The sequence below is a fragment of the Paenibacillus litoralis genome (assembly GCF_046244365.1).
Lineage (GTDB): Bacteria > Bacillota > Bacilli > Paenibacillales > NBRC-103111 > Paenibacillus_V.
The window spans coordinates 5,643,191-5,668,280 of the sequence record NZ_CP176395.1; the positions used below are offsets into that span (position 1 = coordinate 5,643,191).

A 25,090-nucleotide genomic window follows, 5' to 3' on the forward strand; every position below is an offset into this window, starting at 1 on the left:
CTCATCTGCTACACGAACGTAAACACTTCCGTGTTCAGCTTCGAATGAATGGCTGCCGTTTCATACTTTTTGGAGGCCAACTGGGCGTTCATGTATGCCGCCGTTTTATGCTTCATGATTTTTTCGATGTTGTGACCCGCATCGATAATGGCGAAGCCTGCAGCGAGCGCGTCTTGAGCCGTATGGTAGTCGATATCGCCCGTTACCAGCACATCGGCGCCGGCGAACTGCGCGTCCCGCACGAATTTGGCGCCCGCTCCGCCCAGCACGGCGGCTTTGGCAACCGGCCTGTTGAGATCGCCCACAACGCGGACGGAAGGCAGCTCGAGCGCCCGCTTGACATACTCCGCGAACTCGCCGAGCGTAGTCGGAGCAGCAAGCTTGCCAACCCGCCCCAAGCCGAAAATGCGGCCCTTCAAATCCATCGGATACAAATCGTACGCGACCTCTTCGTAAGGATGAGCCTTGAGCATCGCCTGAACGGCGCGGCGCTCCAAACTTTCCGGAACGATCGTCTCCAGCCTGATTTCGCGAACCTGCTCCATTTTCCCTTGTTCGCCAATATACGGATCCGCTCCGTCGCGCGGCAAGAAAGTGCCCGTCCCTTCGATGTTGAAGCTGCAATGGCTGTATTTTCCGATCCAGCCCGCCCCCGCTTTGAACAAGGCCTGCCTTACGTTTTCTTGATGATCCTCCGGTACGAAGACGACCAGCTTTTTCAGCTTCTCGGTATGAACCTCCGTTACATGGCGAAGCTCCGACAGCTCAAGCGCCTCTGCGAGCATGTCATTAATGCCGCCTTCCGCCACATCGAGGTTCGTATGCGCGATATATACGGCAATATCGTGCTTGATCAGCTTCTCGTACAGCCTCCCGGCCGGCAAATCCGTTCGCAAATGGGCTAACGGACGGAAAATGATGGCATGATGCGCAATGATCAGCTCGGCTTTCTCACTGATCGCTTCCTCCACGACCGCTTCCGTCACGTCCAGCGCTATCAGAACCTTTCGTATTTCTTTGTTCAGCGTCCCCAACTGCAGACCGATTTTATCGTCAGGCATGGCAAAATGCTTAGGAGCCAGCTGCTCGAATAGTTGGATGACCGTTTGACCGTTTGCAAACACCGCTAATTCCTCCCGACGCCGGCGAGCACCCGCTCGATATCGGCTATTTCCGCTTGAAATTCCGCCTGTTTATCCGCCGAAGCTTCCAGCTCGGATTCGCCAAGCTGCCGGACAATCCGTTTCAGCTTGACGAGCTCCGATTCCCACTTGCTTACGAACACCGGCGAAGGGTTTTTCAGCAAATAAGGTCCCATTTTAAACCCGAGCCCCTGCTTCGCTTCCTCATACAAGGCTGCATTGAAAACCTCTGCGTCGGACCTGCGCTCTGCGACGAGCACTTCGTAAATTTTACCGTCTTCTTCTATAATATACTCGTCCGCAAGCGCCCAGCCGTGCTCGAACAGCCACCGGCGCACCTGTTCTTCCCCGACGTTCGGCTGCAGGATCAGCCTGCTCGTTCCCGTCAGCTTCGCTTCTCCGGCCGACAATATCGAGGCAATCAGACTGCCGCCCATCCCCGCGATCGTAACGACATCCGCTTCTCCGGGAGCGATGACGGCAAGCCCATCCCCGCGCCTCACTTCGATGCGATCGGATAACCCGGCATCCGTCACCTGCTTTTGCGCGGCAGCGTAAGGACCCGGATTTAATTCTCCCGCCACCGCCGACACCACCGTACCTTGCTGGCACAAAAAAACAGGGAGTAGCGCGTGGTCGGAGCCGATATCCGCCAATTTGCTGCCCGCCGGTACTAGTCGCGCGATTAAAGCCAAACGTTTTGATAAAAGTACCATTATGCTACCCACTCAGTCCATTTTTTTCTCGAAGCGAATAAAACCGCCCCGGCAATCATCAGCTTGCCGAACATCGACAGCTGCAGCATATCCCGGCTCAGCTCCGTTAATCCGAGTCCGAAGCCTTCCGGCACGAACCAGAGTAAGAAGCCGACGGCGAGAAGCACCGTACCCGACGCTTTGCTACGGTATTGAATGAGCCAGCCCAGCCATGCCAGTACGACGCTGACAGGCACCCAGCTCATTTGCAGCGCCATCCAATCGAAGCTGCTTATATTTTGATTCAAGAACCATCCATATAACAAGCATAACACGATCCACCCGCAAAAATGAAATATGGGCAGCCGCATCGAAATTCCCGAAACCATCCAAACGATACTGCAAAGGCCTACGTAACCGACAACCGCCCCTTCGCCGGCATCATGAGCCCGCAATAGGACCAGCCCGATCGTCAATATCGACAACGAAGCAATGCCGCAGCACAGATAGGAAACGATCGGCTGTTTATTGCGCTGAACTCCTGCTAGCATATAGCATGTCAGGATAAAAAGTGAAGAAATGGCAATTTGCATTGGTAATGGAAAAGAGTTAAAATGAAGTACAAAATAGGAAATTAGTCCGATGCCGCCGAACAGCAGGAGCCAAAATCGCAGGCTGCTGTTTTGGATTGACGATGCGGAAACGCCAAACCATGTCTTCTTGGGACGTTCGCCAGGATCATCCAAATAAAGATTAATCAGAAAGTCGCAATAATGCTCGGGAAGCAATTTGCTTCGACGCCATTGTTCGATTTCGGTAACGATTAGCTTTCGTTTCTCTTTATCCATTCGTTCGTATACACCTTTCCCTAACGATTCCTTCGCTTCATTCCTATTATCGGCAGGAGAAGGCCATTATGTTACGTCCAATCATGGCCCGGCAGCAAAAAAAAAGGCCTTTCTCATGGAAAGGCCGGTGATGACGCTATGAAGCTTACTCGAGAAAATCTTTCAACCGTTTGCTGCGGCTAGGGTGCCTCAGCTTACGCAGCGCTTTTGCTTCGATTTGACGAATCCGTTCCCTCGTTACGCCGAACACTTTGCCGACTTCCTCAAGCGTCCGGGTACGCCCGTCATCCAAGCCAAAACGCAAGCGCAGCACGTTCTCCTCACGTTCGGTCAGCGTATCGAGCACATCCTCAAGCTGTTCCTTCAAAAGCTCGTAAGCAGCCGCATCTGCCGGAGCGAGCGCTTCCTGATCTTCGATGAAATCCCCAAGGTGCGAATCGTCTTCTTCCCCAATCGGCGTTTCCAGCGATACCGGCTCTTGTGCGATTTTCATAATTTCACGCACTTTATCCGTGCTTAAATCCATTTCCTTCGCAATTTCTTCCGGACTCGGCTCTCTTCCAAGCTCCTGAAGCAGCTGGCGCGAGACGCGGATGAGCTTGTTGATCGTTTCAACCATATGAACCGGGATACGAATCGTCCGCGCTTGGTCGGCAATGGCCCGCGTAATCGCCTGACGGATCCACCAAGTCGCATAAGTGCTGAATTTAAAGCCCTTCGTAAAGTCGAATTTCTCAACCGCCTTAATCAGACCCATGTTTCCTTCCTGAATCAGATCAAGGAACAGCATGCCGCGTCCAACGTAACGCTTGGCGATGCTGACGACCAGACGCAAATTCGCTTCCGCAAGACGCCGTTTCGCTTCCTCGTCACCCTGTTCGATTCGTTTAGCCAAACCGATTTCGTCGTCGGCCGACAGGAGCGGCACGCGTCCGATTTCTTTTAAGTACATACGGACAGGATCGTTGATTTTAATCCCTGGCGGGAGCGACAAGTCGTCGTCGAAATGAAACTCGTCATGTTCATTGTCTTCCCCCGGATGACGTTGGATTTCGTCCTCCTCCGATTCGTTGCCGACATCGATGCCGAGCTCCTGAAGCTGCTCGAAAAATTCATCGATTTGCTCCGCATCCTGGTCGAAAGGTGCCAGCCGCTCCATAATATCTTTGTATGTCAGGGAAGATCTTTTTTTACCGAGCTCAATAAGCTGTTCTTTCACCTGCTCAAGAGTCAATTCGGTTTCCAATTCGGTATGCTGGTCGTTCGCCATGTTTACTGCTCCCTCCTCCCTAGAATCGACATCGCCATGAAACACCCCGTATTTCGTCTCTCGTAAAGGCGTTATGATGATTTCAGCTGTTTCTCTAGGGTAATAATCTCGCTTGCGATCTGCGCAGCCAAACGGAAATCTCCGCTTTTCTCCGCGCGGACCATCTCTTCTCTTTTGTGCTCGATAGCCTTTTGCTGCGGGTATTTTTTGATTTCGCGAATATAATCGTCGATGACTTGGCTGTTGACCGCATCATGCATCGTCATCATCAAAATCGAGCTGGCTGCTCGCTCCAGCCGTTCGTCCTGCAGCGAAGCCAAATAGCGGCTTGCATCCGGAGCGTTTCCTTGGGCATAAAAGGCATATAAATAAGCAGCAAGCGCTGCGTGAGCTTCCACGTTAAACTGATCCCCGAGCCGCTCCTCTACATACTCCGCCATATCGCGGTCGTGCATCATCGCGCAAAGCACCTGCTTTTCGGCGTTTTGATATGCGCTTTGCAGCTTAACTTCTTTTTTCCCCGCACCTTGCTTTTTATCCATTACATTATTCCACGTATTGTTTAAATTATCCCCTGACTGCCCCTTATCCTGCCTTTTTTTTAGAAAAATTTGCCTTTCCTCATTCAATTGCTGGCGAATCGATTCGGGCGAATACCGGAATTCCGCCGCCAGCTCGCTAATATAATGCTCCCGCTCGACCGGCGTTTCGAGCTCGGCGATGATTTTGACGGCCGTTTCGAGATAGCGCGGCCAATTTGCCGAATCGTTCAGCGCGAAGTTTTTGCGTGCGTAGAGCAGTTTGAATTTCACCGCAGGCACCGCACCGTCGATGATTTCATGCTGGAAGCGATCCGCTCCGTATGCCGCAACGAACTCATCGGGATCGATTCCCGGCGGCATCAAGGCGATCTTCACATGCATATTCGCCTTCTGCAAAATCGGTATGCTTTTGTACGCGGCCGCTTGTCCGGCATTGTCGCCGTCGTAGCAGACGATCGCCTGCTCCGCATTTTTGCGCAGCAATTGCGCATGCTCCTCGGTGAGCGCCGTCCCCATCGTGGCTACACCGTTGTTCACCCCTGCCCCCCAAGCCTTGATGACGTCTACATACCCTTCGAACAGAACGACGGTTTGCTGTTTGCGTATATTCGGGCGCGCGTGCTGTATGTTGTACAGGTTGCGGCTTTTGTTAAACAGCAGCGTTTCGGGACTGTTCATATACTTGGGCTGTACGTCACCCATAGCACGGCCGCCGAAAGCAATCACCCTTCCTTTGAAATCGGCGATCGGGAAGATGATCCTGTCGCGCAATTTGTCATAGTAGCCGCCGCCTTCCGCTCTTGCGGTTACGAGGCCCCCTTTGTCCATCAAGGGCAAAGAGAATTGACGCTTCTCCAGAAATTGCGAAAGCTTATCCCACATAGGAGGAGCATAGCCGATTTGGAAAAAATCGATCCATTTGTCGGTGAACCCCCGCGAGCGAAGGTATCCCATGGCCTGACGGCCCTGCTCCGTATTTTTGAGGATGTGGTGATACCATTTGGCGGAAAGCTCATAGGCTTGATACAAAACGGATTGCTCCGCTTGCTGCTGAGTCATTTGCGCGGTAGGCGGCTCCCACCCGATCGGAATGTTCGCCTCTTCGGCCATATGCCTAACGGCTTCTCCGAACGAATACCCTTCGATTTCCATGACGAAATGAATGGCGTTACCGCCGGCATGACAGCCGTAGCAGTAATAAATTTGCTTCTCCGGGGTTACCGTGAAGGAGGGGGTTTTCTCTGAATGAAACGGGCAAAGCCCTTTCATGTAGTGCCCTTGCTTGGTGAGGTGAACGTATTTGCCGACGACATCCACTATATCGTGATGCTTGAGTACCGCCTCGATGACTTCCTCAGGGATACGTCCGTTACTCATCCTATCCACCTTCTATCCGATTTAACACGTGTATAAGTATTCGCTATGGGAATACATTCTCCTGCCTTTGCCTTAAAACTTTTGTCAAAGTTTGTAGAAAGCGTTGTCGATCCTCGTCAGTAAAAGGTCTCGGGCCTTTTCCGTACTTTCCTCCGCGGCGGTTTTTGGCCTGTTCGTGACGCTTTTCGAGCAAGAAATCGATCGTCAAATCCGTATACTGCTGACCGCGGTTCGACAACACGACCGCCTTTTTGGCCAGTCCGATCGTCGCCAGTCCGAAGTCCTGGGTCACCAAAATATCCCCTGCGGCAAGTCGGTTGGCAACATACAAATCGACGGATTGATCGGATCGGTCGACTTGTATGACCGTTACGCCCTCCTGAGGAGACAGACGATGGTCATAGGAAGCCACCATCCACACGGGCGTTTGAAACTGCGCTGCCGCTTTTACGATTTCCGCCTTTACGGGACATGCGTCCGCATCTACGATTATTTTAGGCTCCAAGGCATTCTTCCTTCTGCAATATTATATACGATGGGTAAGCAAAAAATCCTGCTTCGGCAAACGAAATACCGCCGCATAAAAACAAGGCTTCAACTAATCGCGCATGCATGGATCCTTTTTGCCGGCATAGCTGCAAAGCAGCGGCGCACAAGCGGCGCCGCCATTGCTTCTATCTTTTCAACTACCAAACCAGCTTTGAAAAATCGGCGATTTTCTTCAGCTCGTTCGAAATCCGGGCCAGCATCGCCAGCCGGTTCGCACGAATGCTTTCGTCCTCCGCCATGACCATGACCGTATCGAAGAATCGACGAATCGGTTCGCTTAGGGTGCCAGCCGTCTGAAGCGCAGCGGCTTCATCGTCTTTGGCCAGCTGCTCGGCATAAAGCACCGATGCGCTTTGCCAGCTGTCCCATAGGCCCCGCTCCGCATCGTCCGCGAACAAGTCGCGGTTGACGTCTGCGGATCCCGCTTTCGCCGCAAGATTGCCGGCGCGGTTGAATTGCTCGACCGTCAATTTGAAGTCGGCGGCGGCTACCGCATTTTTAACGGCTTCCGCTCTGCGAACGACCGAAGCGATATCGTCGTAGCCGCTCGCAAGCACTGCATCCACGATGTCGTATCGGATTTCGCGCTCGGCCAGCACGTTTTTGACCCGCAAGGAGAAAAACTCGTACAGGCTCTGCCGGATGTCATCGCGGCTGCCTTTAAGGAGATTAGCGTCCTGGAACACATCAAGCGCCACGCCGAAAATATCGGAAAGCGCAAGCGGAAGCCCGCGGTCCAGCAAAATTTGCACGATGCCCGCAGCTTGGCGGCGCAGCGCATAAGGGTCCTGCGAGCCGGACGGGATGATGCCTACCGAGAAGCAGCCGACGATCGTATCGATCTTATCCCCGATGCTGACGATCGCGCCTGCGAGCGATTCCGGCGAAGCATCGCCCGAGAAGCGGGGCTGGTAATGCTCGTTGATGGCCTTAGCCACTTCTTCGGGCTCTCCCGCTTTACGCGCGTAGTCTTCGCCCATGATGCCTTGGAGCTCCGGAAACTCGTACACCATCTGCGTTACAAGGTCGAACTTGCAAATGGCGGCGGTCCGCTCGATAATCGCTTTTTGATCGGCAAGTCCTTGCAGGCTAGAGTCTTTCGATTGCTCCAGAAGGAGAGCCAGCTTGGAAGTTATGGCGCCGATCCGGCGCACTTTATCTCCCACCGTACCCAGCTCGACCTGATACACGATCGTTTCGAGCCGCTTATTGAAACTGTCGATACTTGCTTTCTGATCCTCGCTATAGAAGAAGCGAGCGTCCGACAAGCGGGCGCGAAGCACCTTCTCATTGCCTTTGGCCACCTGATCGAGCGAAACGGCATTTCCGTTTCGAACCGTAACGAAATACGGAAGCAGCTTTCCTTGCGCATCCAGTACAGGGAAATAACGCTGATGCTCGCGCATCGAAGTAATCAGCACCTGCTGAGGAATTTCTAGGAACGCCGGATCGAACGTACCGAACAGAGCGGTCGGGTATTCGACAAGGAACAGCACTTCCTCGAGCAAATCTTCCTTCATCGGCACGGTCCAGCCTTTTTCTTTGGCGAGACTTTCGATTTGGCTGCGGATGAGCGCTTCCCTTTCCTCGATGTTGACATATACGTATTGTTCCTTCAGCAGCCGTTCGTAAGCGTCTGGCGCCGGAATTTCCACGGCCTGGCCGAGGAAACGGTGTCCGCGCGTCGTTCTGCCGGAAGCGACGCCCGCGATTTCCATTGGGACGACATCGCTGCCGAACAAAGCGACGATCCAGCGGATCGGACGCACGAAGCGAAGCTCCTGGCTGCCCCAACGCATGTTTTTCGGAAAATTAAGCGACGTCACGACCTGTGTCAGCCCTTCGCCGAGCACGCTTTCCGTATCGACGCCGATGCTGCTTTTCACGGCATGCACATATTCGACGCCCGCCAGCTCTTTGAAGAACAGCTGCTCCGGCGAGGCGCCTTGGCTTTTGGCAAACCCGAGAGCCGCCTTCGTCCAATTGCCGTCCGCATCGAGAGCGATCTTTTTGGACGGACCTTTCACTTCTTCATTGACGTCCTGCTGTTTTTCGGCAACGTCGGCAATCAGCACGGTCAATCGGCGCGGCGTCGCAAAAACGGCGGTCGAACCGAACGAAATGCGGGCGTCGCCCAGCCATTTGACGGTTTTATCTTCAAGCTGCTTAACCGCGGCGCGAATGAATCTTGCCGGTACTTCTTCAAGGCCGATCTCCAAGAGCAGATGTTTAGGCATTCGCGTCCACCCCTTTCTTCAACAGCGGGAAGCCGAGCTTCTCGCGTTCTTCCAAATAGGCGCCAGCCACCATTCTGGCCAAGTTGCGCACGCGCGCAATGTAACCGGTTCTTTCCGTCACGCTGATTGCGCCTCTGGCATCGAGCAGGTTAAACGCATGCGAGCATTTCAGTACGTAGTCGACGCCCGGGAAAACGAGATTTTGCTCGAGCGCGCGCTTCGCTTCGGTTTCATACATTTGGTATAGCGTGAAAAGCATGTTGACGTCCGAAACTTCGAACGTGTATTTGGAATGCTCGTATTCCGGCTGTCCGAAAACGTCGCGGTACGAAACGCCGTTCACCCACTCCAAATCGAATACGTTCTCTACGTCTTGAATATAGGAAGCGAGACGCTCCAGTCCATACGTGATCTCCACGGAAACCGGGTTCGTATCGATGCCCCCGACTTGCTGGAAGTACGTAAACTGCGTCACTTCCATCCCGTTGAGCCAAACTTCCCAGCCGAGTCCCCATGCGCCGAGGGTCGGTCCCTCCCAGTTATCCTCGACAAAACGGATATCGTGATGCAGAGGATCGATGCCCAAACGCTTCAAGCTCTCCAAATACAGCTCTTGAATGTTGTCGGGTGACGGCTTCATGATGACTTGGAACTGATGATGCTGATAAAGCCGGTTCGGGTTTTCGCCATAACGACCGTCTGCCGGGCGCCGGGACGGCTCCACGTAGGCCACGTTCCAAGGCTCCGGACCGATGCTGCGAAGGAAGGTAGCCGGGTTGAACGTTCCAGCCCCTTTCTCCGTGTCGTAAGGCTGAACGATAATGCAGTTTTGTTCGGCCCAAAATTGTTGAAGGGTCAAAATGATTTGTTGAAAATTCAATGCCATGCGCCGAATGCCTCCTTCTTTTTTCGTGCTATATGCGTTTCCTCAGGCATGCAAAAAAGCTCCCGCCGCTATGCCTGTTATAACAGACATAGGGACGAGAGCTGTTAGTTCCCGCGGTTCCACCCTACTTGACCGAACGGTGATTTCAACCAAACATTCGGTCCGCTTTTCACGCGACGCTCGGGAATGCCTTTCACTGATACGTCCGACCGGGCTCTCACCACCCCCGGCTCGCTTGACAGTCGATTATCAGCTACTTCTTTCCGTCACAGCATCCTTATGTGCAGATAGTCAAAATATATCAAACCGATGCGGTCATGTCAAATACTTCTCCATCTGATCCAAGTAGCTCCGCGATTTCCAGCGAATATCGAAAAACGTATCCATAAATGACCGCATGCACTGCTTCAGCTCCGCTTTCGTAGCAGGCTTTATGTCCGTCGTTCCCAGCCGCCGCAAATCAAGCCGCTGGAAGAGCCGCAAAAGCTTTAACGTTCCGCCGGCAATCATGACCGCTCTCGGATCGGTATATTTGCATCTGGGACATAAAACGCCGCCTTGGCTCACGCTGAGGGCAGTGAGCAGCTTACCGCCGTCGGCAACCGTTTCCCCGCAGCTTACGCATTGGTCGAGCTGAGGCAGGTAGCCGGAAAGCCCAAGCATCTTCATTTCGATCAGATGGGACACGATCCCGCCGTCTTTGCCGTTCTCGACAGCTTCCAGTCCGGCCTTCAGCTGCTCGAACATAATCGGATTGCCTTCTTCCTCCGGCATCAGCTTCTCGTACATTTCGGCCATATAGGCGCCGTATCCCGCCATAACCAAATCTTCTCGAAGCTTCTGATGCGCATCGATCAGCTCGGCATGGTTTAGCGTTCCAAGCTGGCCGCGACCGTTCTTATAAAATACGAAATCGCCGTACGTAAAAAGCTGCGCAACGGCGGCATGCCTGCTATTCGTTTTTTTGGCGCCGCGCACCATCACGCCGACTTTGCCGGCTGGTTCCGTATAGATCGACAATATTTTGTTGCCTTCGCCGTAGTCCATACTGCGAATAACGATTCCTTGGACGCGATACAGCATGGTTTTCCTTTCCCCCATGAACGCTGACGCCGGCAATCAGCCGTACGCCGCGGACGCCTTTACCTAATCATCGTAATCCTCCGGCTCCATCCCAAGATCCGCATCTTCGTTCTCCTCCTGACGGTCGTCGATCTGCTTATACAGCAAATAGGCGTCCACATCTCCAGTCATTGAAAAGTAGTTCCACGAGAAATCTCTCATTTCGCACCATCCCCTTGTTCAATGTGCCTGACGATACTGTTAGGATGCTCGATAGATGCGGAACGAATCCGAAGCAATAACTGGATGCTGAACTTCTCCCATTAACTTGAAGGATCAGTAATGAAGGATATTGCGGATACCGGGACAGCCGGAAAATACGAATCATAAGCAGCCCATGGGCATGCGAACCTAAGTTGGAGCGCAGCGTTTACTGCCGAGTCACCGCACTTCCCTTAATCGTTGCGGAAGCCGAGGTCGCGCAGCACGCGTTCCTGGTTGCGCCAATCCTTCTTCACTTTCACCCATAGCTCCAAAAATGTCTTGGAACCAAGAAGCGTCTCAATGTCCTTGCGCGCCAGGCGGCCTACTTCTTTCAGAAGCGCACCCTGCTTGCCGATAATGATCCCCTTTTGCGAATCCCGTTCCACGTAAATAACCGCCGAAATATGGACGACCCCGTTCTCCTGTACCTTCATGTCCTCAATCGCGACAGCGATCGAGTGAGGAATTTCTTCGCGCGTCAGCTGCAATATTTTTTCGCGGACGAGCTCTGCGCAGACGAACTGCTCCGGATGATCGGTAATTTGATCGGCGGGGTAATATTGCGGCCCTTCCTCCAAATATTTGATCGTCTGATCGAGCAGCGTATTCACGTTGCTGCCCTGCATCGCCGAAATCGGCACGATTTCCGCGAAATCGTACAAATCCTTGTATTGCACGATGATCGGCAGCAGCGCTTCGGGATGAACCTGATCGATTTTGTTCAGCACCAAAATAACGGGGGTTTTCACTTTCTTGAGCTGCTCGATGATATAGCGGTCTCCTCCGCCGATGCCGTCCACGACATCGACGAGAAACAGAATGGCATCTACCTCGCCAAGCGTGCTTTCGGCCACCTTCATCATGTAATTGCCGAGCTTTGACTGCGGTTTGTGGATGCCTGGCGTATCGAGAAATACGATTTGCGCGTTCGCGGTCGTGTAGACGCCATGAATTTTGTTGCGCGTCGTTTGCGGTTTATCCGACATGATCGCGATCTTTTGTCCGATCACTTGGTTGAGCAATGTCGATTTCCCGACGTTAGGCCGTCCGATAATCGCGACAAAGCCGGATTTGTAAGTTTGTTTCATTCGTTGTTGACTCCTTTGTCGACCATGAAATAACTCAAATTGTAACACAGGTCGCGCGGCAAATAAAATGCCCCGGTTTACACCCGTACAGGCCTGCGATATAATTCACCCAAATGAATCCCCTTCTTTTCCCATATGACGGATTAACAAGACAAGGATAAACGCCTTTCGGCTTCCTTTGGCTCCAAACGTTTACCGAGAAAATCGAACCATCAGCGAAGGTTATACATTTTGAAAAAAGCGATGGCGTCCCCAAGGGCGGACTGCCTTACATTCGTGCGGGAGGCGTAACGGAGATGCTGGTGCAGTTGCTTATCGTGGCAGGCTTTACTTTACTGATTCATATGGCCGAGACGCTTTCTTTTGCCGTGAGACTTGCCGGCGTACGTACCGGCAAGCTGGCAGTAGCGCTTTCGCTGACCGGAATCATCGTCCTGGTTTCGCGGACATCGAACATGCTGCAAGGACCGCTTATCGGAAATATTATCGACACGGCCAAAACGACCGAGGGTTACCACTTGGCTGCGCGGTTTCATTTTATTATCGCATCCGCTTCCATCGGGACGCTTCTCGCCATACTGCTCGTGCCCACCTGCATTTCCATTGCCTCCAGACTGATCGCCCATCTCGAGGTTACCGGATCCATTCCGCAGCTGATCCGCACCTCGGCGAGCGTGGAACGAATACGGCGGGTTAAGAAGCACGTCAAACGTCCCCGCTGGGAGATGCTTTCCCGGCTGCGCATAGGCGGCATCCCCAAAAGGCTGCTCCTGTTGAATTGCCTGGCCACGGCGATTTACACGGTAGGCGTTCTATCGGCACTGTACGCTTCCTATTTGATTCCCGAAGCAAGTACGACGGCCTCCCAAGCGTCAGGCTTAATCAACGGCATCGCTACCGTCTTGCTAACCGTTTTGGTCGATCCTCGAATTGCGCTGCTGACGGACAAAACGACGCGCGGCGAAGCCGATATCGCATCGATCAATAAAATGTTCGGCTTGCTCATGCTGTCGCGATTCGCCGGCACGCTGCTTGCCCAGCTGCTGCTGGTCCCCGGAGCCCTATGGATCAAATGGGTCGTATCGCTCATGTAGCCGATCTCAGCGAGAAGGCTCCCGGCAGCAGCTCGGCGACCGTCGATCTCATGACATCCCCTCTGAGATTCGACATATAGACGGGCATATCCGGACTGCATAGCTCCGACAGCACTTGACGGCATACGCCGCAAGGCGTTATCGGTCCGGCCGTATCGCCGATCACCGCAATGGCTTTGAACTCCCCTGGCGTGCAGCCGTCGGCAATAGCCCGGAACAGTGCCGTCCGCTCGGCGCAATTCGTCGGACCGTATGCGGCGTTTTCCACGTTGCAGCCTAGGTGCACAACGCCGTCGGCGGCCAGAAGAGCCGCTCCGACTTGAAAATTCGAGTACGGCGTGTAAGCGCGCTGTCTGGCCTTTTTTGCTTGTTCCAGCAAAACTTCCACTTCGTCCTTCGGCAGTTCGTTCATTCTTTCCCCCTACTTTCATAACGAGTTAAGATCGTTCGTTACCCGCTCAAATAATAAGCAAGCACCGTGATGACCGTTCCGATAACAGAGCCGAACAATAGCGACGGCATGCTGCGGCTGCGTCGTTCGTACAGCATAATCAGAAACAGCAAGGACATGGAATATGCCATGAGCGCGATAATCGTCTTGGATGTCAGAAGCGAAATGAACGTGGCGCATGAGAAAGCGATTGCAGTCCACAGACTGGGACGAAACCGGCTTTTGCCGAACCGGGTTTCCGCAACGATTACGGTAAGAAGCACAAGTCCCAAATACAGCCAAAGCTCTCCCGGCGCGAAAGAAGCATCCGGAATCTCGCGGCTGCGAATCCACTTATCGACCGGCTCATAAAAGATAATCGTACCGACGGCAACGGCGAATACGGCGGAAACGAGCACCGAAGCCGCCGCAACGTCTTTGGCGATTTTTGCGATCGGATGGCGGTCCGGCATCGCGAGATCGACCGCCTTCTCCACGCCCGTATTGATCAATTCCGTCACGATGACCAGCGTAATCGATAGTAAGAGAAATAAGATTTCCATCTTCGACAAATGAAAAAAAAGCGCTGAGCTCAGCACGAAGAACGAAACGAAGAAGTGAAACTTCATGTTCCGCTGTGTGGACAGCGCATATTTTATCCCTTCGTAGGCATAACGAAAACCCCGGAAAAATCGTTTAACCGATGTCACCGCGTCAAACCCGCCTTTAATAAAATCTGTTCCTGCTTCGCGAACATTTCCTTCTCTTCCGCTTCGGTGCCGTGATCGTAACCGATCAGATGCAGAAAGCCGTGCACGAACAGGAATCCGAGCTCCCGCTCGACGGAATGGCCGTAATCTTCGCTTTGCTGAATGGCTCGCTCGACGGAAATGATAATATCGCCGAGCGGCTCTCCGCCCTCGCTGCTTTCATCCTCGCCGTCCTCTTCCGACTCGTCGCCCTCAAGCTCGACTTCTTCCAGATCGTCGTAATTGATATCGATCTCGTCGTCGCCCGTTTCCGACATGGCGAACGATAGGACGTCCGTGGGCTTGTCGATTCCCCGATACTGCTTGTTGAGCTCGTGAATCGAAGCGTCGTCGACAAACGTAAGCGAAACTTCGCCCGCCTCCACGTTCTCCAGCTCAGCTGCAAACGACAGAAGCTGCTCCAGTTTCGCGATAAACGACTCGCTGATTTCAATATGATCTTGTTCGTTGTTCCATTCGAGTGAAACCATGGCAACCCCTCCTAATCTTTCCGACCCTACCTGTATCCGTTTCGCGGCCATCCTTGATCCTATTATGTACTTGGAACGCTTCCGTCTGCGGGAAACGGCCGCCCTCCAGGCTCCCGCTTCCCGCAGACACGCTTACTATTTGCGCTCTCCTGTCACTTTATGCCGATTTCTCCGCTTCCATAACCCCTAAGCCTGTTTCTCCGGCTTGGCGGCCAGCTGCTCGGTCGGATATTCGATCCTCGAATGAAAGATGCCGAGCAGCGTTTCCTTAAGCGCTTTGCCGACGGTGTCCAGCTCCTTGAGCGTCAAGTCGCATTCATTGAACTGTCCGTCGTCAAGCCGGTCCTTGATGATTTTGCGCACCATCGAATCGATCTGCTCGATCGTCGGGCTGCGCAGCGAGCGGACGGCCGCTTCGACACAATCCGCTATGCCGACGATCGCCGCTTCCTTCGATTGCGCCTTCGGACCCGGGTAGCGGAATTCCGCTTCCTCCACCGGCATATCATGATGCTCTCCCTGCTGCTGCTTCGCCTTGTGGTAAAAATATTTGAGCAGCGTCGTTCCATGATGCTGTTCCGCAATATCGCGCAACGGCTTCGGAAGATTGTACTCTTTCAGCATCTCCACCCCGTCGCGCGCATGCGCGACAATAATCGACTTGCTCAAGCTCGGATCGATCAAGTCGTGGGGATTTTCCATGCCCATCTGATTTTCGATAAAATAATGCGGCCTTTTCGTTTTGCCGATATCGTGATAGTACGAACCGACCCGGCACAAAAGCCCGTTAGCTCCGATCGCCTCCGCCGCCGCTTCCGACAAATTGCCGACCATTACGCTATGGTGGTACGTGCCCGGCGTTTCCGTAAGCAGCTTGCGCAGCAGCGGCAGGTTCGGATTCGACAGCTCCACCAACTTAAGCGGCGACAAAATACCGAAAGCCGTTTCGAAGAACGGCAGAAGCCCGATCACCAGAACCGCGCTAAGCAAGCCGCCGGCTACCGCAAACGACAGCGAGAACGCCGTATCCCGCATCGTGTAGTGATTATCCAGCAAAATCAGCGCCACCACCGACAATCCCGAAGCAAGCGAAACCATGACGCCCGCCTTCAGAATGGAAGAACGCTGGCTCGCTTTTTGCAAGGCGAATACGGCCGTATAGCAAACGATCAGCGATACGAGCCCGTAACGGTAATCGAACAGCGTATCGGCATCGTTGTTATAAATAATGCTCGCCATGATGCTGATTAAAGCGGATGAGGCAAAAGCCAGCGGTGCGCTTAGCAACACCATGATCAGCATGCTGCCGAGCGCCACGGGCGCTAGAAATCCGATATGCGGATACTCGAGATTTTGACCGAGCGCCACGACCCGCATCGACACCAGCGTAATGATGAAGATCAGCACCAGCATGAGCAGCTGCGCGTTGTTCGAGCTGATCGCCAGCTCGCTTTGGCGGACGAATATATACAGCCCCAGCACAAGCAACGTGCATAGCAGAATTAGTCCGATTTGCGGACCGTAATTCGTTTTATCCTTGAGCAGGCTTAAATCGCCGAGCTGCTTGTATAGCTGATCGGTAATAAGCTCTCCCTTGTTGACCAAGACATCGTTCTTGTTGATCAACACGGGTTTTGTATTTTCCCTTGCCTGCGCGCGCGCCTCATCGGTTCCTTTGGTATCCAAGAACTTGTTCGGCATGATGGCGAATCTCGCAATTTCCTGCACGAGCTCGCGCGACGTATTTTTGGTCAGCGTGGAAGAGTTGACTAGCTCGGTTACGCGCGCACGCGCCGTTGCGGCATCCGTATTCGCATCGTTCATCAGCCTGCCTACGATGTCTATCGTAACGGGCTCCATGTCCGCAAGCTCTTCCTTCGTCAGGCGGGGGAGCTTGTAAAGCGCTTCTTCCGGAATTTTGTATTGCTGGGATTCGAGCTGCGTTCGCATTTCCGAGATGAACGTATCGGAATACTGCCCGCCTGACTGCGCGTTCTCGATCGCTTTGTTTACGTAATCGCTCAATACGGATGGGAATAAATCCCGATAAAGACTGACTTTAATATCGTATTTCATTTCCGCGTCGGCATTGTTCATTTCCAGCTTATCGTAGAGCGATTCAATCAGCAGGTTATGTTTGATGCCCGTAAACCGGTAAACCGGCTGCACCTTTAGGGCCGCTTCTTCCTTCGCTTTTTCGGTGGCGATGAAATTCTCGATCTGCCGGTTGGCGACGATCGTCTTCTCGCTGACCGTATTCGGCTTGATATCATAGGTTTGCGGCAGCACCTTGCCCGACAGGGAGCCGTAAAAAAATAAAGCCAGCGCAAGGAACAGAATAATCCGCATGCCTGCGCTGTACTTCCAACCGGTTAGCCGTTGATTCAGTTTTCCCTTGATCGACATTTCGTCTCGGATCATTTGGAACTTCAATCCCTTCCTATTACCCGTGATTCTCCTTGTCCAGGTTGTAGGCAACGATAATTTTTTGCACCAAGGAATGACGAACGACGTCCTGCTCCGCGAAATATATGATGCCGATTTCCGGCACCTCGCGCAAAATGCGTTCCGCTTCAATCATTCCCGATTTGACGCCTTTGGGAAGGTCGATTTGCGTGATGTCGCCCGTAATGACCATTTTCGAGCCGAAGCCGAGACGGGTCAAAAACATTTTCATTTGCTCGGGTGTCGTATTCTGCGCTTCGTCCAAAATAATAAAAGAATCGTCCAGCGTTCTTCCCCGCATATAAGCGAGCGGAGCGACTTCGATAAGCCCGCGTTCGAGCGATTTCGTCACTTGATCGGGCCCCAGAACATCGTTAAGTGCATCATACAACGGGCGCAAATAGGGGTCAACCTTTTCCTGCAGGTCGCCGGGCAAAAACCCTAGTTTTTCGCCAGCTTCCACCGCCGGCCGTGTGAGCACGATGCGCTTGACCTGCCCTTCCTTCAGTGCGGTAACGGCAAGAACGCAAGCCAAATACGTTTTGCCCGTGCCGGCCGGCCCGATGCCGAAAACGATATCTTTCTTGCGAATCGTCGACACATATTGCTTTTGTCCGATCGTTTTGACGCGAATCGGCTTGCCTTTGTTCGTGACGGCAATCTCGCCCTTGAACAATTCCAGCAGCTGGTCGGCCTTCATCTGCTTGGCCAACTCCAGCGCATAGGCGACATCCCGTTCGGATAATACGTAGTTGTTGCGTACCAGCTCAAGCAGCACCTCAAAAAGCTGCTGCAGCCACTGGATGTCCGCGGCGCTGCCCTGGATGACGATTTCTTGTTCGCGCGAATAAATGCGCGCCTCGGTTTGCGCCTCGACCATTCTTAGAAAGTTGTCCTGCGGTCCGAACAGCGATTGCGCTTCGACGGCGTTCTTGAGCGGTACTTTGATCACTTGTGCGTTTTCGATCAAACGGCCTCATTCTCCTTGTTGGACGATGGCTTTCTCCTCCATGATGTACTGCTCCAGTTCAAAAAGAGCTTCCATATAAACTTTACCATTCTCCGTCTTCTCATGCAAAATTTTTTGGTCGACGAGCCTCGAATCGGCCCCCGCATCGGCCAGCAGGTCCGCTACCGCCCGCTCCATGCCGACCCTGCGCGCAGAGGCCTGATCGAGCGATTGATCTTCGTAGGTCACCTGCATCCGCTTTTCCTTAAGCCAGCCGAACGGAAGCTTAAAATTGCGGAAATGCAGCGTTTTCCGTTCCGATATGATTTCCTGCTGCTCAAAATTTTGCTGGTTGTAGCCGTACAGCTTAAGCCCGCGGCCGCCGATCATCAAGAAATCGCGCCGCTGCGTTTCCCCCGTATAAACCTTATGCGTCTGGACGAGCGGCACCTCGATTTGGGCGGTGTACCAGACGAGACCTTTTACTTTGCCGTTCGCGACGACCGTTTGCTGATGAACCTCGTCTCCGATTACGCCTGAAATAAGCACGTCCCCTTTTCGGACGACCGAATTCGGCTTGACGAGCGGTTTGCCTTTGTCCGCGAAAATTTGCGTAATGACGGCATTGTGCGTGGCCACCAGGTGGCGAGGGTTTTGCAGCTCCTTCTTCTCCGGCTGTTTGGACTCCACAATTTTGATGATCAGCTGCGTGCCCTTTACCTCCACGCCGACCCATGATGTGCCGGGAAGCTTGCTGTGCAATCCGCGAGACAGCTCGTCCGACTCTTTTAACCGGAATTTCCACTGAAAGGGACGGATCCCTTCGGATTTAGCCGCCTCAAGCACCTCGGTCGCCGTAAGTTTGTCGTTCCCCTCCACTTTGACCTGCCAAACGACGGCGGACAGCAAGTACAAGCCCGCAATAAAGCAAATCAGCCCGGCGACGAACAGCTGCCGCGACCCCAGCCTGTCCACCAAAAAAGGCAAACCGTGCCGCGCTTTTATCCGAATGCGGCATCCCGTCGCCTTAAGCAAAGGCTTCATCCGGAAAAAATCGGCGACGGCGATGTTGAGCTCGGCCTCCTGCCGCCCTTTTGCCCGGATATCCCATACCGTCATTCTTTGTCCGACAGCCGCATTGATGAACGATTCCACCGCTTCCGGCTTACGCCCGTGCAGCTCTATCGCCACGTACCCTCTCATGTACAACAGCCATTTTGGTTGCACTGTCCCTCACCCTTTATTCGATATATTTGATATCGCTCACCAAGCCGTCTACGTACACCTCTTCGCTGTAGATGGCGCGGATGACAAGCTGCTTTCCGCGAATTTCCATTTCCCCTTTGGCCAGCCGAAGTCTCAACTGCTCATCCGAGAAGGCAATCACGCCCCGATGGTTTTCTATCAACAGCTGGTTGTTGCCTATCACCGTAATACGGGGAAGGTCGAGGGCGACGTCCTGAGGCACGTCGAACATTTTTGCGGTCCATAAGCCAAGCTTCCGTTTCAGCCGTCGCATGCCTGTAATCGTCCCCTCCTATCCGATAGTCCCGTTCGCCCGCTCGCAGCCGAAAAGCGCATCATGCCCGCAAGCATGAAGACCCTTTTACACCCTATGCGGGTAATCTCCTTTTTATGAAAATTCTGCGTACCGGGAACGCAATTTGCCGTCCCTACATATTCACGAGCATATAGCCGAGGGGACTGTTGTCCGGGATCATATCCTGAAGGGAATACGCCGATATCGGAAAAAACGGAAACCCATAGTAGTAAGGCGTGATTTCGTACAATTGAAAATAAACGACGAGGGAACGGTCGGCGATATAAAAGTCCTGATCCGGACGTATTTTCGTGAAAGGCTGAAGTACGGGAATATTTCTGGCCTTGATCTGCTCCTGAATTTGCGCCGAAATACGGCCGACATAGTCGCTGCCCGGCTTGAACAGCTCGTTCAAGGCATACGCTTTCCCCGTGCGAATATCGAAGGTAAGCGACTTGAGCAGCGTCAGCCCATGCGCCATTTTTTCCGTATAGGCGTAGTTGCTGAGCGACACGCTGAAAATGCCCCGCTCGTTCGTTTTGATTTCGTACAAGCCGGTCATTTCGGTTTGCGCCGGATGCTCGTAATACCCTTGAAGCCGTATTAATTGCTGGACCTCCCGATCGATTCGCGAATTTATATGCTGCTGGATGCCGGGCTGCTGCGGCATCACCACATTCGGATATTGGATATCGACCTTCGGACGTTTAATGTGCATCGTCCGCACTTGCACAGGCAGGTGATACGGCTCTGTCATCGGGATCATCCTCTCCCTTATTGCCTATATGGGCATCGTATTCGCACTTGGGCGAAAAGGTCCCGGCAAAAACGAAGAATGCGCAAATATGCGCCCAACAAGGATAAACGGCTTCGCCATCCTTTTAGGGACAGTCGCGTTTACCGAGATTTAGAGCGACTTCCACGATATACTTGCTGATAAATAAAAAAACACCCGGACTCCAAAAGGAATCCGGGTGTTTGCATTCGGTTCGTTTACTCAAAAAGCGATCTTCTAATTTTTACGACGACCTTCCTGACTGTCGTACCTCCGTTATCGCTGCACCCTGGACGGTGAAGATCGTCCGGGAAGAAAACGGCGAACATGCCTGGCGCAAGCCGCAGCTCCATTTCCCCTTCGACGGTATCGTACAACGCGTAATCGCTTTCCTCCAGCTTGTTCTCGATCGCGACGGTATCGTCCTGCTTGCGGCCGTAATAAATGATTTCATGGCCGTCAGCGACGAATTGGACATCCACGTATTGCATATGCGATTCCGATTTCCGGTTTTCGCGTGTGACCGTATCCAACGCTTGGACGAGGGCAAACATATTGTCTCCGTCGATATCGTATCGGCCCAGCTCCGTTTCGTTCACGTTCAAGCCGCGGATATAGTCGATTGCCTGCCGCACGGGTGCGGGATAACTCGCTTTGTCGAGATCGTAGCTGCGTAAGTCGCCGAAAATCATGAAATCACCTGATCCTTCCGATTTTGAAATCGCATATATATGAAAACGGTACTGCCATAATAAGGCGCCTGCGAGGCGCTAACGCGGCCGATAAGGGCGCTTGGCGCGCGGGGCGCCCAGCACCTCCGCCCAGATGACGCCCTGCACGGCGTTGTCCAGCGTCAAGCGGACGTCGTCGCGCGGTTGCTGCGCCTCTTGATCGTTCTGCCGGGATACGTCGGCCTTCCCGGGCCGACCGGCACTAACGGCGGCGGCAGGCTTGGCGGAAACGTCCCGGCTCGACGCCTCGGAAGGCGGCTTCCTGCCCATCGAAGCGCTGGGCTCCCGCTTCTGCGACGGCCTCTCGTTGGCGGGCCCGCCAAACGACGGCATCCCTCGGCCGGAAGGCTGCGCCTTCCGCCGAGCCTTCGCCCACATCGTGAACAGCCCGATCGCCACAAATATGACGATATGCGCATTTTTCAGCAATAGATCGATCAAGTTCATGCTATCCCTTCCTTTCGGACGTTCGACGGCTTCGAAGATTTATACGATTCGTCCGGATCTATTCCTTATCCGATTTCGGGTTATCGGACATTTTGCCGATCGAAGAACGCATATTCGTATCGGCGTCGATGTTTTTCAGATTCAAATAATCCATGACTCCGATTTTGCCGGCGCGAAGCGATTCCGCCATCGCAAGCGGCACTTCGGATTCGGACTCCACAACCTTCGCGCGCATCTCGACGACGCGGGCTTTCATCTCCTGCTCCTGAGCGACGGCCATCGCGCGGCGTTCCTCGGCTTTCGCCTGGGCGATCCGTTTGTCGGCTTCGGCTTGCTCCGTTTGAAGCTGAGCTCCGATGTTCTTGCCTACGTCGACGTCGGCGATATCGATCGATAAAATCTCGAACGCCGTACCGGCATCAAGCCCTTTGCCTAACACGGTACGGGAGATCAGATCCGGGTTTTCCAAGACGTCCTTGTGCGACTCGCTGGAGCCGACGGTTGTAACGATCCCTTCCCCTACGCGGGCGATAACCGTTTCCTCTCCTGCGCCGCCGACGAGTCTGTCAATATTCGCGCGTACCGTCACGCGAGCGAGCACTTTCACTTCGATGCCGTTTTTGGCGACCGCCGCGACGGTCGGCGTCTCGATGACGCGCGGATTTACGCTCATTTGAACAGCCAGCAGCACGTCGCGTCCTGCCAAATCGATGGCGGCCGCACGCTCGAAGCCGAGCGGAATGTTTGCGCGTTGCGCGGCGATCAGCGCATTAACGACCCGATCTACATTACCGCCCGCCAAAAAGTGACTCTCCAACTGATTGATGGTCAATCCGAGTCCGGCCTTCGTCGCTTTGATCATCGGATTGACGATCCGGCTCGGGATGACCCGCCGCAGCCGCATGGCCACAAGCGTAAATATACCGACGCGCACGCCGGAAGCGAGCGCGGAAATCCACAGCATGAACGGAAAAAACGTAAAAAACACGGATAGCACGATGATCGCAAGCGCCACCAACAGCAACAGCGTAATCGTAGGATCCAACATTTGAACAGCCCCTTTACTTTTTCATTATAAATGGTCATACCATATTACCGCAACCCCAGAACCGTTCGGTTTACGTTCAGCCGATTTCTCTGACGACAACCCGGCCTCCTTCGATCAGAATTACCGTGACCACTCGGTCGGCTCCGACGAACTCCCCGCTCGTTACGACATCCACCCGCTCCCCGTCAATCCTGACGGTGCCTGCCGGACGAAGAGGCGTCAGCGTTCGGCCTTCCTTGCCAAGCAGATGCTGTTTAGGCATACTGGCAACATACCCGTTCTCCGACTTCAATTCTTCCCGAAGGATAAACTTGTTCCATATTCCCCGGTGCTTGAACACTTTCACGAAAATCGCGACGACGACGATTGCGGCTGCGAACGCGATGCCAAGCGACAGCCATGCGCTATCCGTATCCGCGGCTGCCATGACGACGCCGCTGATAATGCAGATGATGCCCGCAATCCCAAGAATGCCGAAGCTTGGCAGAAACACTTCAATGACGAGCAGCACGACGCCGGCGATAAACAGCACCATTTCCTCCACCCCCGCAAATCCCGCCACATAATGGCCGAAAAAGTACAGCCCGAATCCAAGTACGCCGAGAATGCCCGGCAAGCCGAAGCCAGGTACAAAAATTTCGATGGCGACGCCCGCAATGCCGATTAAAAGAAGAATCGGCATGACATAAGGGCTGGTGAGAAAACGCGCCAGCTTCTCCGCAAAGGTTGGCGCGAACGTAACTACGACCGGGTTGGGCTCGTCGCCTGCAAGCAGCTTGACGGCTTCCTGAACGCCTGTCGCCACCTTGTCGGCATAGCCTACCTTTAACGCCTCTTCCGCCGTCAGCGAAACGATTTCGCCTTTGGCAAACGTCCTGTTTATGGCCGGCAGATCGACGCCTTTGCTTTTGTCAACCATTCCTTCGGCAATTAGCGGGTTCCGTCCGTTCAATTCGGCGGCCGCACGCATTTCACCGGCCCAGAATGCGATCGTCTTCGAGCTTTCCACTTCCTTGCCGCTCGAATCGACCACGGCTGCCGCACCGATGGAGCTTCCGGGCTCCATGACGATTTTGCCTGCGTTTAGCGCAATATAGCTTCCCGCCGATGCAGCTTTGCCGCGAATATATGCGGCGGTAGGCAAACCGCTGGACCTCACAAGCTCCCCGATATCCAGCGCCGCATCCACGCGTCCGCCCAGAGTGTTGATGTCCAGGACGATCCCTTTCGCTCCGGCATCCTTCGCTTCGTCGAACGCCCTTTCCATAAAGCTGAGCAACCCGCTTTCGATCGTCTGCCGGACCGGTACGACATAGTACGCTTTCCCCTGTCCTTCCTTCGTTTGCTCGCCCGACGCCACCGCTTGGGGAATGACGGCAGCCGCCTGCAGCAGTCCGGCCAGCATCATGCAGCAAAGAACCAAACGTTTCACCCAGCCGTTATAACGGCCGCTGCTCGGCGCTTTCCAATCTGTACCTTTGGCATAGCCTCTCATGGCTTCGAATCGCCTCCTTCCATGAAGTATGCGCTTACTTAAGGCAATTATGACGGAGCATGCAGCCGAATGCCGCAAGCAGTCCTGCATGCGATTCGACCATCCCTCATAAACTGCGCTGTAACGTAATACGAATCAAGTGCGACATTGTTTCAAGGGCATACAAAAACACCCTAGAAGCTTCAAACTTCAAAGGGTGTTTTTAGAGATCGTTCGCGAGCTCCGAAGAGCCCTGAACGATTCGCCAATAGGCTTGTTTAGTTCAAGCTTTGCTGAACGACTTGGTTGACGAGCTTGCCGTCTGCACGGCCTTTCACTTTCGGCATCAATGCGCTCATCACTTTTCCCATGTCCGCTTTGGAAGAAGCACCGACTTCGCTTATGGTCTGCTGTACGATCTCTTTAACCTCTTCTTCCGTCAACTGCTGCGGCAGGTATACGGCGATAACGTCAATTTCCGCCTTAACCGTCGTTGCCAAATCGTCTCTGCCTGCTTTCTCAAAATCAAGGAGGGAATCTCTGCGCTGTTTGATTTCACGACTAAGAATATCAAGCACTTCGCTGTCATCCAAAGTTTTTCGCTGATCTATTTCAATATTCTTGATCGCCGAACGAACCATACGGATTACGGAGAGTCGGAATTTGTCTTGGCTCTTCATCGCTTGCTTCATATCTTCGTTCAATCGTTCGTTTAAGCTCATCGACAAATGGTCCTCCTAGAACTTCCTCTTGCGGGCAGCCTCAGATTTCAGCTTTTTCTTAACGCTTGGCTTCTCATAGTGTTTACGCTTTTTAACTTCAGCGAGCACGCCATCCTTCGCTATGGAACGCTTAAAGCGGCGAAGTGCAGCATCGATCGTTTCATTTTTACGAACACGAGTTTCTGACACTAGATTTCCCTCCCTCCGAACAGACCGTCCAAACGAATAATGCGGT

The 25,090-nt window shown here is 53.5% G+C and carries 26 protein-coding genes; 1 reads left to right on the forward strand and 25 read right to left on the reverse strand.

From position 1 onward, the window contains the following. Window positions 1-8: 8 nt before the first annotated feature. The 11 genes from ACKGJP_RS23965 to era all read right to left on the reverse strand — a co-directional run bounded on the left by ACKGJP_RS23965 (window position 9) and on the right by era (window position 11,960). The gene (locus ACKGJP_RS23965) at window positions 9-1,124 is read right to left on the reverse strand and encodes a Nif3-like dinuclear metal center hexameric protein (protein ID WP_409341312.1); all 1,116 of its coding nucleotides are present in this window, start codon (window positions 1,122-1,124) and stop codon (window positions 9-11) included. Window positions 1,125-1,126: 2 nt separating this feature from the next. Continuing rightward, a complete protein-coding gene (locus tag ACKGJP_RS23970; RefSeq protein ID WP_409341313.1) occupies window positions 1,127-1,858 on the reverse strand; it encodes a tRNA (adenine(22)-N(1))-methyltransferase in 732 nt (243 codons plus the stop codon). Further along, on the reverse strand, window positions 1,858-2,685 hold the full coding sequence (locus ACKGJP_RS23975; protein WP_409341314.1) for a hypothetical protein: 828 nt from the start codon (window positions 2,683-2,685) through the stop codon (window positions 1,858-1,860). Before ACKGJP_RS23975 ends, ACKGJP_RS23970 begins: the two co-directional genes overlap by 1 nt. Before the next feature lie 145 nt (window positions 2,686-2,830). After that, entirely contained in the window at window positions 2,831-3,955 is a 1,125-nt protein-coding gene (rpoD, locus tag ACKGJP_RS23980) for an RNA polymerase sigma factor RpoD (RefSeq protein WP_409341315.1), read from the reverse strand. 71 nt (window positions 3,956-4,026) lie between these two features. Next, window positions 4,027-5,874: a DNA primase gene (gene dnaG, locus ACKGJP_RS23985; RefSeq protein ID WP_409341316.1), complete on the reverse strand. Its 1,848-nt coding sequence runs from the start codon at window positions 5,872-5,874 to the stop codon at window positions 4,027-4,029. Between the two features lie 43 nt (window positions 5,875-5,917). Beyond that, entirely contained in the window at window positions 5,918-6,379 is a 462-nt protein-coding gene (locus ACKGJP_RS23990; protein ID WP_409341317.1) for a YaiI/YqxD family protein, read from the reverse strand. Between the two features lie 181 nt (window positions 6,380-6,560). Beyond that, window positions 6,561-8,660 (reverse strand): glycine--tRNA ligase subunit beta, encoded by a 2,100-nt coding sequence (gene glyS, locus ACKGJP_RS23995; RefSeq protein WP_409341318.1) that lies wholly within the window; start codon window positions 8,658-8,660, stop codon window positions 6,561-6,563. Next, window positions 8,653-9,540: a glycine--tRNA ligase subunit alpha gene (gene glyQ, locus ACKGJP_RS24000; RefSeq protein WP_409347243.1), complete on the reverse strand. Its 888-nt coding sequence runs from the start codon at window positions 9,538-9,540 to the stop codon at window positions 8,653-8,655. Before glyQ ends, glyS begins: the two co-directional genes overlap by 8 nt. Window positions 9,541-9,861: 321 nt before the next feature. Then, the gene (gene recO / locus ACKGJP_RS24005; protein WP_409347244.1) at window positions 9,862-10,629 is read right to left on the reverse strand and encodes a DNA repair protein RecO; all 768 of its coding nucleotides are present in this window, start codon (window positions 10,627-10,629) and stop codon (window positions 9,862-9,864) included. A gap of 63 nt (window positions 10,630-10,692) precedes the next feature. After that, window positions 10,693-10,830 (reverse strand): YqzL family protein, encoded by a 138-nt coding sequence (locus tag ACKGJP_RS24010; protein WP_409341319.1) that lies wholly within the window; start codon window positions 10,828-10,830, stop codon window positions 10,693-10,695. 233 nt (window positions 10,831-11,063) lie between these two features. Further along, complete coding sequence (gene era, locus ACKGJP_RS24015) at window positions 11,064-11,960, reverse strand: GTPase Era (protein ID WP_409341320.1); 897 nt, start codon at window positions 11,958-11,960, stop codon at window positions 11,064-11,066. Between the two features lie 296 nt (window positions 11,961-12,256). Here era and ACKGJP_RS24020 point away from each other — a divergent pair, with 296 nt between their 5' ends. Next, a complete protein-coding gene (locus tag ACKGJP_RS24020) occupies window positions 12,257-13,054 on the forward strand; it encodes a lipid II flippase Amj family protein (RefSeq protein ID WP_409341321.1) in 798 nt (265 codons plus the stop codon). On the opposite strand, the gene cdd is transcribed toward ACKGJP_RS24020, so the two are convergent. The 14 genes from cdd to rpsU all read right to left on the reverse strand — a co-directional run bounded on the left by cdd (window position 13,047) and on the right by rpsU (window position 25,044). Beyond that, the gene (gene cdd / locus ACKGJP_RS24025; protein WP_409341322.1) at window positions 13,047-13,466 is read right to left on the reverse strand and encodes a cytidine deaminase; all 420 of its coding nucleotides are present in this window, start codon (window positions 13,464-13,466) and stop codon (window positions 13,047-13,049) included. The two genes, ACKGJP_RS24020 and cdd, sit on opposite strands and share 8 nt — an antisense overlap. A 38-nt stretch (window positions 13,467-13,504) precedes the next feature. Then, complete coding sequence (locus tag ACKGJP_RS24030) at window positions 13,505-14,194, reverse strand: diacylglycerol kinase (protein WP_409341323.1); 690 nt, start codon at window positions 14,192-14,194, stop codon at window positions 13,505-13,507. Continuing rightward, window positions 14,191-14,724, reverse strand: coding sequence for an rRNA maturation RNase YbeY (ybeY, locus tag ACKGJP_RS24035; RefSeq protein ID WP_409341324.1), 534 nt, complete (start codon window positions 14,722-14,724; stop codon window positions 14,191-14,193). The genes ACKGJP_RS24030 and ybeY overlap by 4 nt, the downstream gene beginning before the upstream one ends. A gap of 186 nt (window positions 14,725-14,910) precedes the next feature. Continuing rightward, window positions 14,911-17,145 (reverse strand): HD family phosphohydrolase, encoded by a 2,235-nt coding sequence (locus ACKGJP_RS24040; RefSeq protein WP_409341325.1) that lies wholly within the window; start codon window positions 17,143-17,145, stop codon window positions 14,911-14,913. A 22-nt stretch (window positions 17,146-17,167) separates the two neighbouring features. Then, window positions 17,168-18,139: a PhoH family protein gene (locus ACKGJP_RS24045; RefSeq protein ID WP_409341326.1), complete on the reverse strand. Its 972-nt coding sequence runs from the start codon at window positions 18,137-18,139 to the stop codon at window positions 17,168-17,170. A gap of 6 nt (window positions 18,140-18,145) precedes the next feature. Next, complete coding sequence (gene yqfD, locus ACKGJP_RS24050; RefSeq protein WP_409341327.1) at window positions 18,146-19,345, reverse strand: sporulation protein YqfD; 1,200 nt, start codon at window positions 19,343-19,345, stop codon at window positions 18,146-18,148. 13 nt (window positions 19,346-19,358) lie between these two features. Further along, the gene (gene yqfC / locus ACKGJP_RS24055; protein ID WP_409341328.1) at window positions 19,359-19,637 is read right to left on the reverse strand and encodes a sporulation protein YqfC; all 279 of its coding nucleotides are present in this window, start codon (window positions 19,635-19,637) and stop codon (window positions 19,359-19,361) included. Window positions 19,638-19,791: 154 nt separating this feature from the next. Then, entirely contained in the window at window positions 19,792-20,415 is a 624-nt protein-coding gene (locus ACKGJP_RS24060) for a DUF3298 domain-containing protein (protein WP_409341329.1), read from the reverse strand. Between the two features lie 236 nt (window positions 20,416-20,651). Beyond that, window positions 20,652-21,125, reverse strand: coding sequence for a YhcH/YjgK/YiaL family protein (locus ACKGJP_RS24065; protein WP_409341330.1), 474 nt, complete (start codon window positions 21,123-21,125; stop codon window positions 20,652-20,654). 78 nt (window positions 21,126-21,203) lie between these two features. After that, a complete protein-coding gene (locus tag ACKGJP_RS24070) occupies window positions 21,204-21,611 on the reverse strand; it encodes a hypothetical protein (protein ID WP_409341331.1) in 408 nt (135 codons plus the stop codon). 58 nt (window positions 21,612-21,669) lie between these two features. After that, window positions 21,670-22,659: a flotillin-like protein FloA gene (gene floA, locus ACKGJP_RS24075; RefSeq protein ID WP_409341332.1), complete on the reverse strand. Its 990-nt coding sequence runs from the start codon at window positions 22,657-22,659 to the stop codon at window positions 21,670-21,672. Window positions 22,660-22,735: 76 nt separating this feature from the next. Then, window positions 22,736-24,154, reverse strand: a complete 1,419-nt coding sequence (locus ACKGJP_RS24080; RefSeq protein WP_409341333.1) for an NfeD family protein — start codon at window positions 24,152-24,154, stop codon at window positions 22,736-22,738. A gap of 257 nt (window positions 24,155-24,411) precedes the next feature. Continuing rightward, on the reverse strand, window positions 24,412-24,855 hold the full coding sequence (locus ACKGJP_RS24085; RefSeq protein WP_409341334.1) for a GatB/YqeY domain-containing protein: 444 nt from the start codon (window positions 24,853-24,855) through the stop codon (window positions 24,412-24,414). A gap of 15 nt (window positions 24,856-24,870) precedes the next feature. Continuing rightward, window positions 24,871-25,044, reverse strand: a complete 174-nt coding sequence (rpsU, locus tag ACKGJP_RS24090; protein ID WP_090786907.1) for a 30S ribosomal protein S21 — start codon at window positions 25,042-25,044, stop codon at window positions 24,871-24,873. Window positions 25,045-25,090: the final 46 nt, after the last annotated feature.